This is a genomic window from Massilia sp. BAP21 (assembly GCF_057801335.1).
Genome location: NZ_CM173596.1, coordinates 4,111,133 through 4,124,012 on the forward strand (window position 1 = coordinate 4,111,133; position 12,880 = coordinate 4,124,012).

Sequence of the window (12,880 nt, forward strand, 5' to 3'; positions counted from 1 at the left end):
ATACCGCCCTGGTAGGGTGGGCCGGGCCGCGCAAGGCACCTGTGCCCACGCGGTCATGCTCACGCACACCCCAACGCAAAAAAGGACCACGATGAAGAACAACACGAAAACGACTATCGCCACCCTGATCGCCAGCGCCACCCTGGCCCTGGCCGGCTCCGCCCACGCCGCCGCCCTCGACCAATTCAAATCCTTCGTCTCCGGCACCAAATCCGCCAAGGGCGAATTCACCCAGCAACAGCAGCGCAAGTCCACCAATGGCAAGGCCACGCCTGCCTCGAGCGGCAGCTTCGTCTTCGCCCGTCCCGGCAAGTTCATCTGGACCTACCAGAAACCTTACGAACAAGTGCTGCAGGCCGACGGCGAGCAGCTCTACATCTACGACAAGGACCTGAACCAGGTCACCACCAGGAAGCTCGGCAACGCCCTGGGTTCCTCGCCGGCCGCCATTCTGTTCGGCAGCAACGACCTGGAAAAGAACTTCACCCTGTCCGAAGCAGGCACGCGCGACGGCCTGGAATGGCTGAGCGCCGTGCCAAAGGCGCGCGACACCACCTTCGAGCAGATCAGCATCGGCCTGCGCGACGGTATTCCGCAGGCAATGGAACTGAAGGATACCTTCGGCCAGACCTCGGTTCTGAAATTCACCAATTTCCAGCGCAACCCGTCTCTGGGCGCCCAGCAGTTCAAATTCGAGATGCCGAAGGGCGCGGACGTCATCAATAACTGACGCGCCTGGCTGCAGCCTGCCATCCGCAGCCGCTCCCGACCGGGCGGCTTTTTTCATGGGTGGGCCAGGCCTGGATCAAGTGTGCGAGGACGCCCGGCATGCGTGCACTTCGCGACGTGTGCAGGCATCGGCTACACTAGCTGCATGCACAACCATTCGCACTATTTCGCCGTTCCGGCACCCATTCGGGGAGCGCCGCATGGATGACCTGTTCAAGCACGAACCCGCGGCCCCGCTGGCCGAAGCCTTGCGCCCGCGCACCATCGATGAAGTGATCGGCCAGAGCCACCTGCTCGGTCCCGGCAAGCCGCTGAACCTGGTGTTCAAGTCGGGCAAGCCGCACTCGATGATCCTGTGGGGCCCGCCCGGCGTCGGCAAGACCACGCTGGCGCGCCTGACGGCCTATGCCTTCGACTGCGAATTCATCGCCCTGTCCGCCGTGCTGTCGGGCGTGAAGGACATCCGCGCCGCCGTCGAGCAGGCCGAGCAGTACCTGGCGCGCGGCAAGCACACGATTTTGTTCATCGACGAGATCCACCGCTTCAACAAGTCGCAGCAGGATGCCTTGCTGCCCTTCGTCGAGTCCGGTCTCGTCACGCTGATCGGCGCCACCACTGAGAACCCGTCGTTCGAAGTGAATTCGGCGCTGCTGTCGCGCTCGCAGGTCTACGTGCTCAAAGCCCTGAACGACGACGAGATGCGCCAGCTCCTGAAGCGTGCGCAGGAAAGGGTACTGAAGCACCTGACGTTCGACGAGGTCGCGGTGAATACCCTGGTCGGCTATGCCGATGGTGACGCGCGCCGCTTCCTGAACCTGCTCGAACAGACCAAGACCTCGGCCGAAACCTCGGGCATCACGACGATCACCGGCGAGTTCGTCGACAACGCGCTGACCCTGAATTCGCGCCGCTTCGACAAGGGCGGCGACAATTTCTACGACCAGATTTCGGCCCTGCACAAGTCGGTGCGCGGCTCGCATCCGGACGCGGCACTGTACTGGCTGTGCCGCATGCTCGATGGCGGCGCCGACGCCAAGTATTTGTCGCGTCGCATCGTGCGCATGGCCTGGGAAGACATCGGCCTGGCCGACCCGCGCGCGCTGCAGATCGCGAACGACGCCGCCACTACCTATGAACGGCTCGGCTCGCCCGAGGGCGAACTGGCGCTGGGGCAGGCGGTGATCTATCTCGCCATTGCCGCGAAGAGCAATGCCGGCTACAACGCCTTCAATGCCGCCATGGCGTTCGTGCGCAAGGACAAGTCGCGCGAGGTGCCGGTCCACCTGCGCAATGCGCCGACCAAGCTCATGAAGGAGCTGGGCTACGGCCACGAATACCGCTACGCGCACGACGAGCCGAACGCGTATGCGGCCGGCGAAACCTATCTGCCCGACGGCATGCCGGAGCCGCGCTGGTACCAGCCGGTGCCGCGTGGGATCGAGGCCAAGGTGGCCGACAAGCTGGCCTTCCTGCGCCAGCTCGACGCCGACGCGCAGGGCGAAGAAAGCTGAAGCGGGCCGCCCCTGGGCAGCTCATCCATTACGCATGTAAATCACGCTTTGGAAACGCTGCCCCCTTGGTACAATTGCGTTTTCGACATACGCCTCGCAGAAGCCGACAATGATAGACATCCAACTCCTCCGCAAAGACATCGACAACGTCGCCGCCCGCCTGGCGACCCGCAAGTTCCAGCTCGACGTGAATGCCTTCAACGCCCTGGAAGCCGAACGCAAGGCCATCCAGATCCGCACCGAAGAGCTGCAGGGCAAGCGCAACTCGCTGTCCAAGCAGATCGGCATGCTTAAGGGCAAAGGCGAAGACACGAGCGCCGTGATGGCCGAAGTGGCCGGCCTGGGCGACGAGCTGAAGGCCAATGAGGTCTCGCTGGCCGAGGTCCAGCGCAAGATGGCCGAGTTCATGGAAGCCATCCCGAACCTGCCGCACGAGTCGGTGCCAGCCGGCCAGGACGAAACCGGCAACGTCGAAGTGCGCAAGGTCGGCATGCCGCCTGCTTTTGAGTTCGAAGTGAAAGACCACGTCGACATCGGCGAAAAACTGGGCCTGGACTTCGACACCGCGACCAAGCTGACCGGCTCGCGCTTCTCGGTGATGAAAGGCGGCATCGCGCGCCTGCACCGCGCACTGGCCCAGTTCATGCTGGACACCCACACCGACAAGCACGGCTACACCGAGTGCTACACGCCTTACATGGTGAATGCCGATTCGCTGCGCGGCACCGGCCAGCTGCCGAAGTTCGAGGAAGACCTGTTCTCGGTGAAGAAGGGCGGCGCGGAAGGCGAGGGCGAGACCTTCTACCTGATCCCGACTTCGGAAGTGTCGCTGACGAATATCGTGCGCGACGAGATCGTGCCGCTCGACGCGCTGCCGATCCGCATGACCGCGCACACGCCATGCTTCCGTTCGGAAGCGGGCAGCTACGGCCGCGACACGCGCGGCATGATCCGCCAGCACCAGTTCGATAAAGTCGAGCTTGTTCAGGTGGTCCATCCCGAGCAGTCGTACGCGGCGCTGGAAGAGATGGTCGGCCAGGCCGAGTCCATCCTGCAATCGCTGGGCCTGCCTTACCGCGTGATGTCGCTGTGCACCGGCGACATGGGCTTCGGCGCGGCCAAGACCTACGACCTGGAAGTCTGGCTGCCGGCGCAGAACACCTACCGCGAGATTTCCTCGCTGTCGAACACGGAAAGCTTCCAGGCCCGCCGCATGGGCGCACGTTTCCGCAATGCCCAGAACAAGCCTGAGCTGCTGCATACGCTCAATGGTTCGGGCCTGGCGGTTGGGCGTACCCTGGTAGCGGTGCTGGAGAACTTCCAGCAGGCCGACGGCAGCGTGATCATTCCGGAAGTGCTGCGTCCGTACATGGGCGGGCTGGAGCGCCTGGCGCCGGCTGCCTGAATGTCGAAAGGGGAGGGTGATTCGTTTGAAACGAATTAGCTCTTCCGTTTTCGGTAGAGGCTGGCTATAATGCGTGTCTCTTGCAGCGACCACGCCGCAACGAAGTAGGAGAGGTGGCAGAGTGGTCGAATGTACCTGACTCGAAATCAGGCGTACGGGTGACCGTACCGTGGGTTCGAATCCCACCCTCTCCGCCAGAACATGAAAAAAGCTCCCCTCGTGGGAGCTTTTTTTTATGGACTGGCGGAGAGGAGCAAGGCCCCTGCGGGCCTTGCGCGTGGGATTCGAAGCTTGGCGCGTACTCGCGCCAAGGCGGCCTGCGGAACGTAGGCGAATCCCACCCTCCCAGCTCCCGCAGGGAGCCATTTCAGTCTTGAAAAAGAAACTTTATGCTCTCGACATCTTTCTCCTTCCACAAATGGAAATCCCCCGCTATAATGCGGCCTCGCTTGCAGCGACCGCAACGCACCGAATAAGGAGAGGTGGCAGAGTGGTCGAATGTACCTGACTCGAAATCAGGCGTACGGGTGACCGTACCGTGGGTTCGAATCCCACCCTCTCCGCCAGTAGTAAAAAAAGGCTCCCGCTGGGAGCCTTTTTCGTTTTCCGCCTCCTGGCGCACGCCATGCACATGACGCTACCCATCCTTCTCTTCAATACCGCCCTCGGCGCCGGCCTTGGCTTTGCCGGCGGCCTGCTCGGCATCGGCGGCGGCCTGATCGCCATTCCCACCCTGGCCTGGCTGTACGGCATGGACCAGCACCTGGCCCAGGGCACGGCCCTGGTCATGATCGTGCCGAACGTGCTGATCGGCTTCTTCCGCTACCACCAGAAGCACCGCATCGATTTGCGCGCGGTCGCCGCGATCAGCGTGTTCTCGATGGTCGCCGCCTACGTGGCCGGGCGGCTGGCGAGCGGCATCGATTCGCGCGTGCTGCGGGTCGCGTTCGCCCTGTTCCTGGTTGCGCTTGCCCTCTACTTCGGCCAGGGCCTGCTGCGCAAGGCGACGCCGCGCGCCGGGCCGGCCGCGCCCAGGCAGATGACGCGCTCGGCCTTGCCCCTGCTCGGGATCGCCAGCGGCGCGATGTCGGGCATCTTCACCATCGGCGGGGGACTGGTGGTGGTGCCGGCCTTGGTCAGCCTGTTCCGCATGGAGCAGACCCGGGCGCAGGGCATGGCGCTGGCCCTCGTGATGCCGAGTTCGGCGATCGCCCTGTTCGCCTATGCCCAGGGCCAGCACGTCGCCTGGGACGTGGGCGTGCCGATGGCGGTCGGCGGCATCCTCAGCGTGTCGGCGGGCGTGGCGCTGGCGCACAAGTTTCCGGCGGCGCGCCTGCGCCTGCTGTTCTGCGCGGTGCTGCTGGTGACGGCGGGGGCGATGCTGGTGACCGGATAAGCGGGCCCTGGCTTCGATATCAAGAGTGCGTTATCATTAAGGCTGGTCCCGCGCCCTGGCGGCGTGGCGGCTTCCGTTCGCATGCCGGCCGCGCCGCCTGCTGTTCCTTAACCTGATGCTGCCGGCGCAGCCCATTCCCATGCAAGCAATCCAGGCCCATTCCAGCGGGCGCCGTATCCTCGCCATCGACGCCCTGCGCGGCCTCGTCATGGTCTTCATGCTGGCCGACCATGTGCGCGAGACCTTCCTGCTGCACCTGCAGGTGTCCGATCCGATGGACGTGTCAACGACGCCGGCGCCGCTGTTCGTGTCGCGCCTGATCGCCCACTTGTGCGCGCCGGTCTTCGTGTTCCTGACCGGGCTATCGGCCTTCCTGTATGCATCGCGCCAGGCCGACGGACCGCGTGCGGCATCAAGCTTCCTCGCCAAGCGCGGGCTGTTCCTGGTCGTGCTGGAGCTGACCGTGATCAATTTCGCCTGGACGGCGTCCTTCCCGCCGCAAGTGGTCTACCTGCAAGTGATTTGGGCCATCGGCCTGTCGATGCTGGCGCTCGCCGCGCTGGTGTATCTGCCGCGCGCGGCCCTAATCGCGCTCGGTTTCGCGATCGTGGCCGGGCACAACCTGCTCGATGGGCTGCACTTCGCCGCCGGGCACCCGCTGCATACGCTGTGGGCCGTGCTGCACGACCGCGGCTGGATCGAGGTGTCCGACACGCTGCGCCTGCGCACCTCGTATCCTGTGCTGCCCTGGATCGGCATCATTTGCCTGGGCTATGCCTGCGGTCCCTGGTTTGCCCAGGGCTGGGCGGCGCCGGAGCGCCGGCGGCGCCTGCTCGCCTGGGCCGCAACTGCGCTGGGCCTGTTCGTGGCGCTGCGCGTGCTGAACGTGTATGGCGACCGGCCTTGGGTTGTCGGCGCATCGAGTGGCGAAACCCTGATGAGCTTTTTCAACGTGACCAAGTATCCGCCATCGCTGCTGTTCGCGGCGCTGACGCTGGGCATCGGTTTGCTCCTGCTTCTCCTGCTGGAGCGCAAGGACGGGCGCTTGAGCGCGTGGCTGGCGGTACTGGGGTCCGCACCGATGTTCTTCTACATCCTGCACCTGTACGTGCTGCAATGCATCGCGCGTGGACTGGAAGCGGGCGGCATCGTGCCACGCATGGAGGGCGTGTGGCAGGTCTGGGCGCTGACGGCCGTGCTGACGCTGGCGCTGTATCCGGCAGTGCGCGCCTTTGCGCGCTTCAAGGCCCGGCGGCGCGACCTGGCCTGGCTCAAGTATTTGTAGGGCACCTGGCGGACCCGGCCTGATGCCGAGGCCGGCGCCCGAATGCGGAAGAGCAGGGTGGGGAGGCCCGTCCAGGACCCTGCATCAAACCGTCTCATTCCGCATTCTCATTCGTTCTCTTTCTCTCTCTTTTCGTACTTGTCGAAATGGCAGGGAGAAAAAGAGACGAAAAGAGAAGGAATGAGAACGCCGGAAGAGACACCTTGGCAGATGGCGGGATCTGCATGCCCCCCACCGGCGCCTTCTCCAGGCAGGTTTATCCGCGCATGGTTGCGTGCAGCCACACCGCCGCGATCCGCTCCACGTCCTCGTAGCCCTCGCAGTCGAGCTGGCCGCCGAAGATGTCCGGGTCGAGTTCCTCGTAACGCCAGCCGGGACAGCATGCGTCCAGCCGCTGCCGGACCGTGTCCAGGAATTCGTCGCGCCCGTCGACGATCGCGATGCCCGTGTACAGCAGCAGGGTCCCGCCCGGGCGCAGGCGTTCCAAGGCCGCCTCGACGATATCGACCGATAGCGCCGCGCCGTGCATGCCGCCGCCATGGCGGTAGCGCAGTTCCGACGGGTCGAGGATATAGGGCGGGTTCGACAGCACCAGGTCGAAGCCGCCGTCCAGGTCCTTCAGCAAATCGCTGTGCAGGGTCGGCACGTTGGCGGCGCCGGCCAGGCGTGCGTTGACGGCGGCCAGGGACAGGGCGAACGGATTGATGTCGGCGCCCACCGCTTCGCAGTCCGGGAAGCGGCAGGCGACCTCGATGGCGCCGGCGCCGCTGCCGGTGCCGATATCGACCGCGCGGCGCGGCGGCGCGATGCCTTCCATCGAGCGCTTCAGGGCGGCGATGTAGCGGTAGGTGTCGGGGCCGAAGAACACGGCGTCGTCTTCGCGCGTGGGAAACGCGGAATGGAAATACAGGCGCTCGCCGACCGTCGAGGCGCGCACGGTGGCGCACAGGTAGCCGTCGCGCTCGCGCAGCACGCCGGCGCGGCGCATCAGGGCCAGCATCTCGCCCGGCAGCGTGTCTTCGGTGAAGGGCCGGCTCCAGCCGAACACGCCGCGCAAATCGCCGGCGCGCGCGTTGCCTTCGCGGCCGTTCACGCGGCGGTGGCTGGCGGGGGTGATGGTGACGAAGCGGTAGCCTGCACGCTGCAGGGCCTGGCCCAGTTCGAACAGGGCGTCGGGGTCGTGGAGGGAAGAGGTCATGCCACGAGCATCAAGGATTCGCCCGGGCTACTCTGTTCGCTAACGCACATAGCGCAACTGCGCCTGCCCGCATGCCATGGAAGAGCTATGTGAATGCCCGAACATACTGGCGCGCCGGGGCCGTCCATACTGCTACCATGGCCAGGCCGGCAGGAAGCCGGCTGCGCCACCGGCCCCACGCATCCAGCACACGCATCCAGCACAAGCATCAGCACAAGGAGCATCATGAAGCCACTGTTACCGGACCAGGAACACGCCCGCGTCGACCGCGAAGTCGAGCGCGAACGCAACGAACGCCACCTGAACGACGAGGCCCGCGCCGGCCTCGCCGTCGACGAGGAATTCCGTCTCAAGGATGCGCGTGAGAGCATGAATTCCAGCAACCTGCGGCGGTCGCGATGAAGTGGGAAGGCGGACGCGAAAGCGATAACGTCGAGGACCGCCGCGGCGAGGGCGGCGGTGGAGGCGGCTTCGGCTTCGGCGGGCGTTCGATCGGCCTCGGCACGGTGGCGATTGCCTTGGTGGCGTCGATCTTCTTCGGCGTCGACCCGCGCGTGGTGCTAAGCCTGCTCGGCGGCGGCGGCGCCGGCCCTTCGCCGCAGGTGCAGCAGCAGCGCCAGGCCGACGCGCCCAAGGCCACCGACCGCGAATCGCGTTTCGTGGGCACCGTGCTCGCCATGACCGAAGATGCCTGGGCGCCTTTGTTCAAGGAACAAGGCGGCACCTATAAACCGCCGCGCCTGGTGCTGTTCAACGGCCGCACCGATACCGCCTGCGGCACCGGCAACAGCGCCACCGGGCCCTTCTATTGCCCGCCCGACCAGACCGTCTACATCGACCTCAGCTTCTTCCGCCTGATGCAGGAGCGCTTCAATGTCGCCGGCGAATTTGCCCAGGCTTACGTGATCGCCCACGAAGTCGGCCACCACGTGCAGAACCTGCTCGGCATTTCCGACCAGGTACACAACGCCCAGCAGGGCGCATCCGAAAAGCAGGGCAATGCGCTGTCGGTGAAGCTGGAACTGCAGGCCGATTGCCTGGCCGGCGTCTGGGCCTACCACGCCAACCAGAAGCAGGCCATCCTGGAAAGCGGCGACGTCGAGACCGCGCTGGCCGCCGCCACGGCGATCGGCGACGACGCCCTGCAGCGCCAGTCGCAAGGCACAGTGGTGCCGGATTCGTTCACCCACGGCAGCTCGGCGCAGCGGGTGCGCTGGTTCCGGCGCGGCATCGACAGCGGCGACGTCCAGCAGTGCAATACCTTCGACGCGCGCCAACTGTAAGGGTGGCCCGATGCAGGCGCTGCCATGCGGAATCGGTGCTTTCCTGATGTGAATAAAATATGCAAATAGATGGGTTATCCCAACAAATATTTGCATAAACTATCCTGAGGGTAACGTGCACGTTGGTGTTTTGGCATAAGCTTGGAAGAACTGATATGTCCGCATGGCCGCGGGCATCGCACACTTTCGAGGAGGTAGTATGCTGGCAATGAATTACCGCGGACCTTACCGCGTTCGCGCCCAACACAAGCCCGACCCCGTGATCGAACACCCGGGCGACGCCATCGTGCGCGTGACCCGCTCCTGCATCTGCGGTTCCGACCTGCACCTGTACCACGGCATGGTGCCCGACACCCGCGTCGGCCACACCTTCGGCCACGAGTTCATCGGCATCGTCGAAGACGTGGGCTCGGGCGTGCAGAACCTGAAGGTCGGCGACCGCGTGCTGGTGCCGTTCAACATCTTCTGCGGTTCCTGCTTCTTCTGCCAGAAAGAACTCTACGGTAACTGCCACAACACGAATGCGCAGGCCACTGCGGTCGGCGCCATCTACGGTTACTCGCACACGGCCGGCGGCTACGACGGCGGCCAGGCCGAATACGTGCGCGTGCCGATGGCCGACGTCGGCCCGCTGGTCATCCCCGACGACATCGTCGACGACGACGCCGTGCTCCTCACCGACGCCCTGCCAACCGGCTACCAGGCTGCCGAAATGGGCAGCATCCAGGAAGGCGACACGGTCGTCGTGTTTGGCGCCGGCCCGGTCGGCATCTTTGCCGCCAAGTCGGCCTGGCTGTTCGGCGCCGGCCGCGTGATCGTGGTCGACGAAGTCGAGTACCGCCTGGAATTCGTCAAGCGCTACGCCCAGTGCGAAGTGGTGAACTTCAAGGACGTCGGCGACATGGCGCTGCACATCAAGAAGATGACCGACTGGCTCGGCGCCGACGTCTGCATCGACTGCGTCGGCGGCGACGCCGCCGGCAGCGTGGCGCAGACCGTCACCGGGCGCCTGCTGAAGATGCAGGCCGGCGCCGCCACCGTCCTGCACTGGTGCATTAACTCGGTGCGCAAGGGCGGCAACGTGTCGATCGTCGGCGTGTACGGCCCGACCTTCAACGCCGTGCCGATCGGGAATGCCCTGAACAAGGGCATCACCATGCGCATGAACCAGGCCAGCGTCAAGCGCCACCTGCCGCGCCTGATCGAGCACATCCGCGCCGGGCACATCGATCCGAAGCAGATCATCACCCACCGCATTCCGCTGGAAGAAGTGTCGGACGCGTACCACATCTTCTCGAGCAAACTTGACAACTGCATCAAGCCGATCCTGATCCCGCCACGTGCCCACGAGGTGCGCGCGGTGACGGCAAGCGTTGCGAAATAAGGAGCCACGTATGGAAAGCCGCATGGAAAACCCGACCGACATGAAGCAGCACGGCGATCACCAGGGACATACCCACGATCTCGACCAGCCCTGCCACCACGGCCACACGACCGAGGTGCAGCCGCAGCTGCGCGCCGTCCGCCCGACCCGCGACCAGATGAGCCACATCAAGGGCTGGGGCGCCGACCTCGAGCGCGAAAACCGTCCCGGCGTGCCGATGGAGCGCACCCCGCCGCGCTACACCCCGGCCGACATCGCCGAGCCTTCACCGCAGCCGCAGAACGTCGAGGTCCTGGTCTCGACCGAGCGTCCCGGCATCACCCAGCTGTTCGGCACCGGGCAGCCGCCGTCGGGCGTGTCGGGCATGATCCGCCGCGCCGCCTTCAGCATGACCGAAAGCGACATCCGCCGCTGGCTGCTGCTGCTGGCCGCCGACCGGGTGCAGGTGGTCGAGGGCGTGGTCGACGACCTGGCGCACGGCCACGTGCCGAACATCCTCGGCGAGATGGGCATCAAGTCCGAGTGGCAGTACAACAAGGCCGGGCTGGCGAAGAAGGTGGCGATTGCCGGCGCCATTGGCGCGGCTGCCTATTTCCTGCTGAAACGCGGCAAGGAAGAGGAAGCCGATCGTTTCGACCGCTGGGATTGAGTGCGGCGCCTGGCCTAGGTTGCCTGAGCGAGCCTGAGCCAGCCGAGCCGGGCCGAACAGCCCGAGCAGACTGAGCAGATCGATATGACGCCCCGTCCGTTGCGTGCAAGCGCAACCGGCGGGGCTTCTTGCGTTTAAGCAATAGACAAATATCAGCCTCGTCCACACTTCGAGATTGACCGGTTCGCCTGTGCGGCCGGCGCGATTCGAATGGAGACGAGATGCGTGTTCACCCAACCCTGTTGGCCAGCGCGTTGGCCACCGTATTTGCCAGCGCAGTGGGCGCCCTGTTCGCGAGCGGCGCCGCCGCCGCGCCAATGATGAGCGCGCCAAAAGCGGTCTCGGCGCAAGCAAACGCGGCGCTGGTCGGCAGGCTGGCGGCCGGACGCGGCGCGCGAGGGCTCGACAGTAACCACGGCTTCGCCATTACCCGGCAGCATCCGGGCGTGCAGGGCACCCAGGTGGTGCGCGCCGCCCACACCTACAAGGGCTTGCGCGTCTTCGGTTCCGAGTCGGTGGTGGTGCTCGACGCGGCCGGCGCCATCGTCTCGGAAGTGGCGTCGGAGCGGCGCCTGCACCTGGGCCGCGGCAACGCCAACCGCCTGCGCCCGATGACGGCCGACTTCAGCGTCAGGCCGGCCATTTTTTCCAAAGCGGCCATCGACGCGGCGCTTGCCGCAACGGCGCCGGCCAGCGCCGCTACGGCCGGGGCGCCGGCGCCTGCCGCCACCCACGTGGCGCCGCCCACCGCCGAACTCCTGATCTACCCGGTGATGCGCACCGAGCGCACGCCCGGCGCCGCCGACAAGCTCGAAGCCGAACTGAACGCCGTCGACGTGGTCGAGGTGGTCGACCACTACGAACTGGCCTACCTGGTGCGCACCCGCATGCAGCAAAACGGCAAGCCGCTGTACTTCGATACCATCGTCAGCGCGAAGGACGCCCACATCATCGACCGCTGGAGCATGGTGCAGAGCGTGATCGGCATCGGCAAGAGCCAGTACAACGGCGAGGTGCCGATCAGCACCACCCTGAAGGATGGTGCGTACAGCATGCTCGACCCCGAGCGCGGCACCGGCGGCGCCCACGGCGCAATGGCCATCACCAACGCCAACAACACCAGCAGCGCCGGCAAGATGTACACGAATGCCACTAACACCTGGGGCGACGGCAAGCAGTACGTGCGCGGCGGCTCCACCACGAACGAGAACGGCCAGACCGCCGCCGTGAACGCGATGTGGGGCCTGATGAACACCTACGATGCGCTCAAGAACGTACTCGGCTGGCAATCGCTGGACGGCCGCAATACCGCCACCTACATCGCCGTGCACGTCAACAACGCCTACGACAACGCCTATTACAGCGACACCTGCGCCTGCATGTTCATCGGCGACGGTTCCAGCTTCACCAGCCTCGGCTCGATCGACGTGATCGGGCACGAGATGGGGCACGGTGTGACGGCCGCCACCTCGGACCTGGTGTATTCGGGAGAATCGGGCGGGCTGAACGAATCGAGTTCCGACATCGGCGGCGAGATTGTCGAAGCCTACGCGCGCGCCGGCGGCAAGGGCGAAGCGATCCCGAACGGCGGCAACGACTGGATGCTGGGCACCGAGATCAGCCGCGAACAGACCCCGCTGCGCTGGATGTACCGGCCCAGCAAGGACGGCAGCAGCCCGGACGCCTGGAGCACCGCGCTGCGCCGCCTCGACGTCCACTACAGCAGCGGGCCGAACAACCGCATGTTCTACTTCCTGTCGCAGGGCTCGAAAGCGGACAAGGATGGCGATTACTACAGCAAGTACCTGGTGAAGTCGCCAGGCGCCATGACCGGCATCGGCACCGACAAGGCCTTCAGGATCTGGTTCAAGGCCAACACCACCAAGTTCACGTCGAGCACGGATTACGCCGGGGCGCGCGAGAAGATGGTCGAGGCGGCGCAGGAGCTGTATGGCGTGGCGAGTGCTGAAGCGATTGCCGTGCAGCGGGCGTATGCCGCCATCAATGTCGGCGCGGATGTGGATGAAGTCGGCCCGTGAA

Annotated in this window: 11 protein-coding genes and 2 tRNA genes; 12 read left to right on the forward strand and 1 reads right to left on the reverse strand. The window is 65.4% G+C overall.

Features of this window, described 5'->3' with window-relative positions; translation table 11 throughout:
- Positions 1 to 91: 91 nt before the first annotated feature.
- The 7 genes from lolA to ACWYRN_RS18310 all read left to right on the forward strand — a co-directional run bounded on the left by lolA (position 92) and on the right by ACWYRN_RS18310 (position 6,326).
- Positions 92 to 730, forward strand: coding sequence for an outer membrane lipoprotein chaperone LolA (gene lolA / locus ACWYRN_RS18280; RefSeq protein ID WP_488688993.1), 639 nt, complete (start codon positions 92 to 94; stop codon positions 728 to 730).
- 199 nt (positions 731 to 929) lie between these two features.
- Positions 930 to 2,240, forward strand: coding sequence for a replication-associated recombination protein A (locus ACWYRN_RS18285; RefSeq protein WP_229434931.1), 1,311 nt, complete (start codon positions 930 to 932; stop codon positions 2,238 to 2,240).
- Between the two features lie 109 nt (positions 2,241 to 2,349).
- Positions 2,350 to 3,645: a serine--tRNA ligase gene (serS, locus tag ACWYRN_RS18290; protein WP_488688995.1), complete on the forward strand. Its 1,296-nt coding sequence runs from the start codon at positions 2,350 to 2,352 to the stop codon at positions 3,643 to 3,645.
- Between the two features lie 107 nt (positions 3,646 to 3,752).
- Positions 3,753 to 3,842: transfer RNA gene (locus ACWYRN_RS18295), tRNA-Ser, on the forward strand.
- 279 nt (positions 3,843 to 4,121) lie between these two features.
- Positions 4,122 to 4,211 (forward strand) — tRNA-Ser (locus ACWYRN_RS18300).
- A 65-nt stretch (positions 4,212 to 4,276) separates the two neighbouring features.
- On the forward strand, positions 4,277 to 5,041 hold the full coding sequence (locus tag ACWYRN_RS18305) for a sulfite exporter TauE/SafE family protein (RefSeq protein WP_488688997.1): 765 nt from the start codon (positions 4,277 to 4,279) through the stop codon (positions 5,039 to 5,041).
- Positions 5,042 to 5,180: 139 nt separating this feature from the next.
- On the forward strand, positions 5,181 to 6,326 hold the full coding sequence (locus ACWYRN_RS18310) for an acetyltransferase domain-containing protein (RefSeq protein WP_488688999.1): 1,146 nt from the start codon (positions 5,181 to 5,183) through the stop codon (positions 6,324 to 6,326).
- 256 nt (positions 6,327 to 6,582) lie between these two features.
- Here the strand turns inward: ACWYRN_RS18310 and ACWYRN_RS18315 are convergent, their stop codons facing one another.
- Positions 6,583 to 7,524: a methyltransferase gene (locus ACWYRN_RS18315; RefSeq protein WP_488689001.1), complete on the reverse strand. Its 942-nt coding sequence runs from the start codon at positions 7,522 to 7,524 to the stop codon at positions 6,583 to 6,585.
- 225 nt (positions 7,525 to 7,749) lie between these two features.
- On the opposite strand from ACWYRN_RS18315, the gene ACWYRN_RS18320 reads away from it, so the two are divergent.
- The 5 genes from ACWYRN_RS18320 to ACWYRN_RS18340 all read left to right on the forward strand — a co-directional run bounded on the left by ACWYRN_RS18320 (position 7,750) and on the right by ACWYRN_RS18340 (position 12,879).
- The gene (locus ACWYRN_RS18320; RefSeq protein WP_488689002.1) at positions 7,750 to 7,926 is read left to right on the forward strand and encodes a hypothetical protein; all 177 of its coding nucleotides are present in this window, start codon (positions 7,750 to 7,752) and stop codon (positions 7,924 to 7,926) included.
- Entirely contained in the window at positions 7,923 to 8,807 is an 885-nt protein-coding gene (ypfJ, locus tag ACWYRN_RS18325; protein ID WP_488689004.1) for a KPN_02809 family neutral zinc metallopeptidase, read from the forward strand. Before ACWYRN_RS18320 ends, ypfJ begins: the two co-directional genes overlap by 4 nt.
- A 199-nt stretch (positions 8,808 to 9,006) precedes the next feature.
- Complete coding sequence (locus tag ACWYRN_RS18330; protein ID WP_488689005.1) at positions 9,007 to 10,191, forward strand: zinc-dependent alcohol dehydrogenase; 1,185 nt, start codon at positions 9,007 to 9,009, stop codon at positions 10,189 to 10,191.
- Between the two features lie 10 nt (positions 10,192 to 10,201).
- A complete protein-coding gene (locus ACWYRN_RS18335) occupies positions 10,202 to 10,840 on the forward strand; it encodes a hypothetical protein (protein WP_488689007.1) in 639 nt (212 codons plus the stop codon).
- A 221-nt stretch (positions 10,841 to 11,061) separates the two neighbouring features.
- Complete coding sequence (locus ACWYRN_RS18340) at positions 11,062 to 12,879, forward strand: M4 family metallopeptidase (RefSeq protein WP_488689008.1); 1,818 nt, start codon at positions 11,062 to 11,064, stop codon at positions 12,877 to 12,879.
- Position 12,880: the final 1 nt, after the last annotated feature.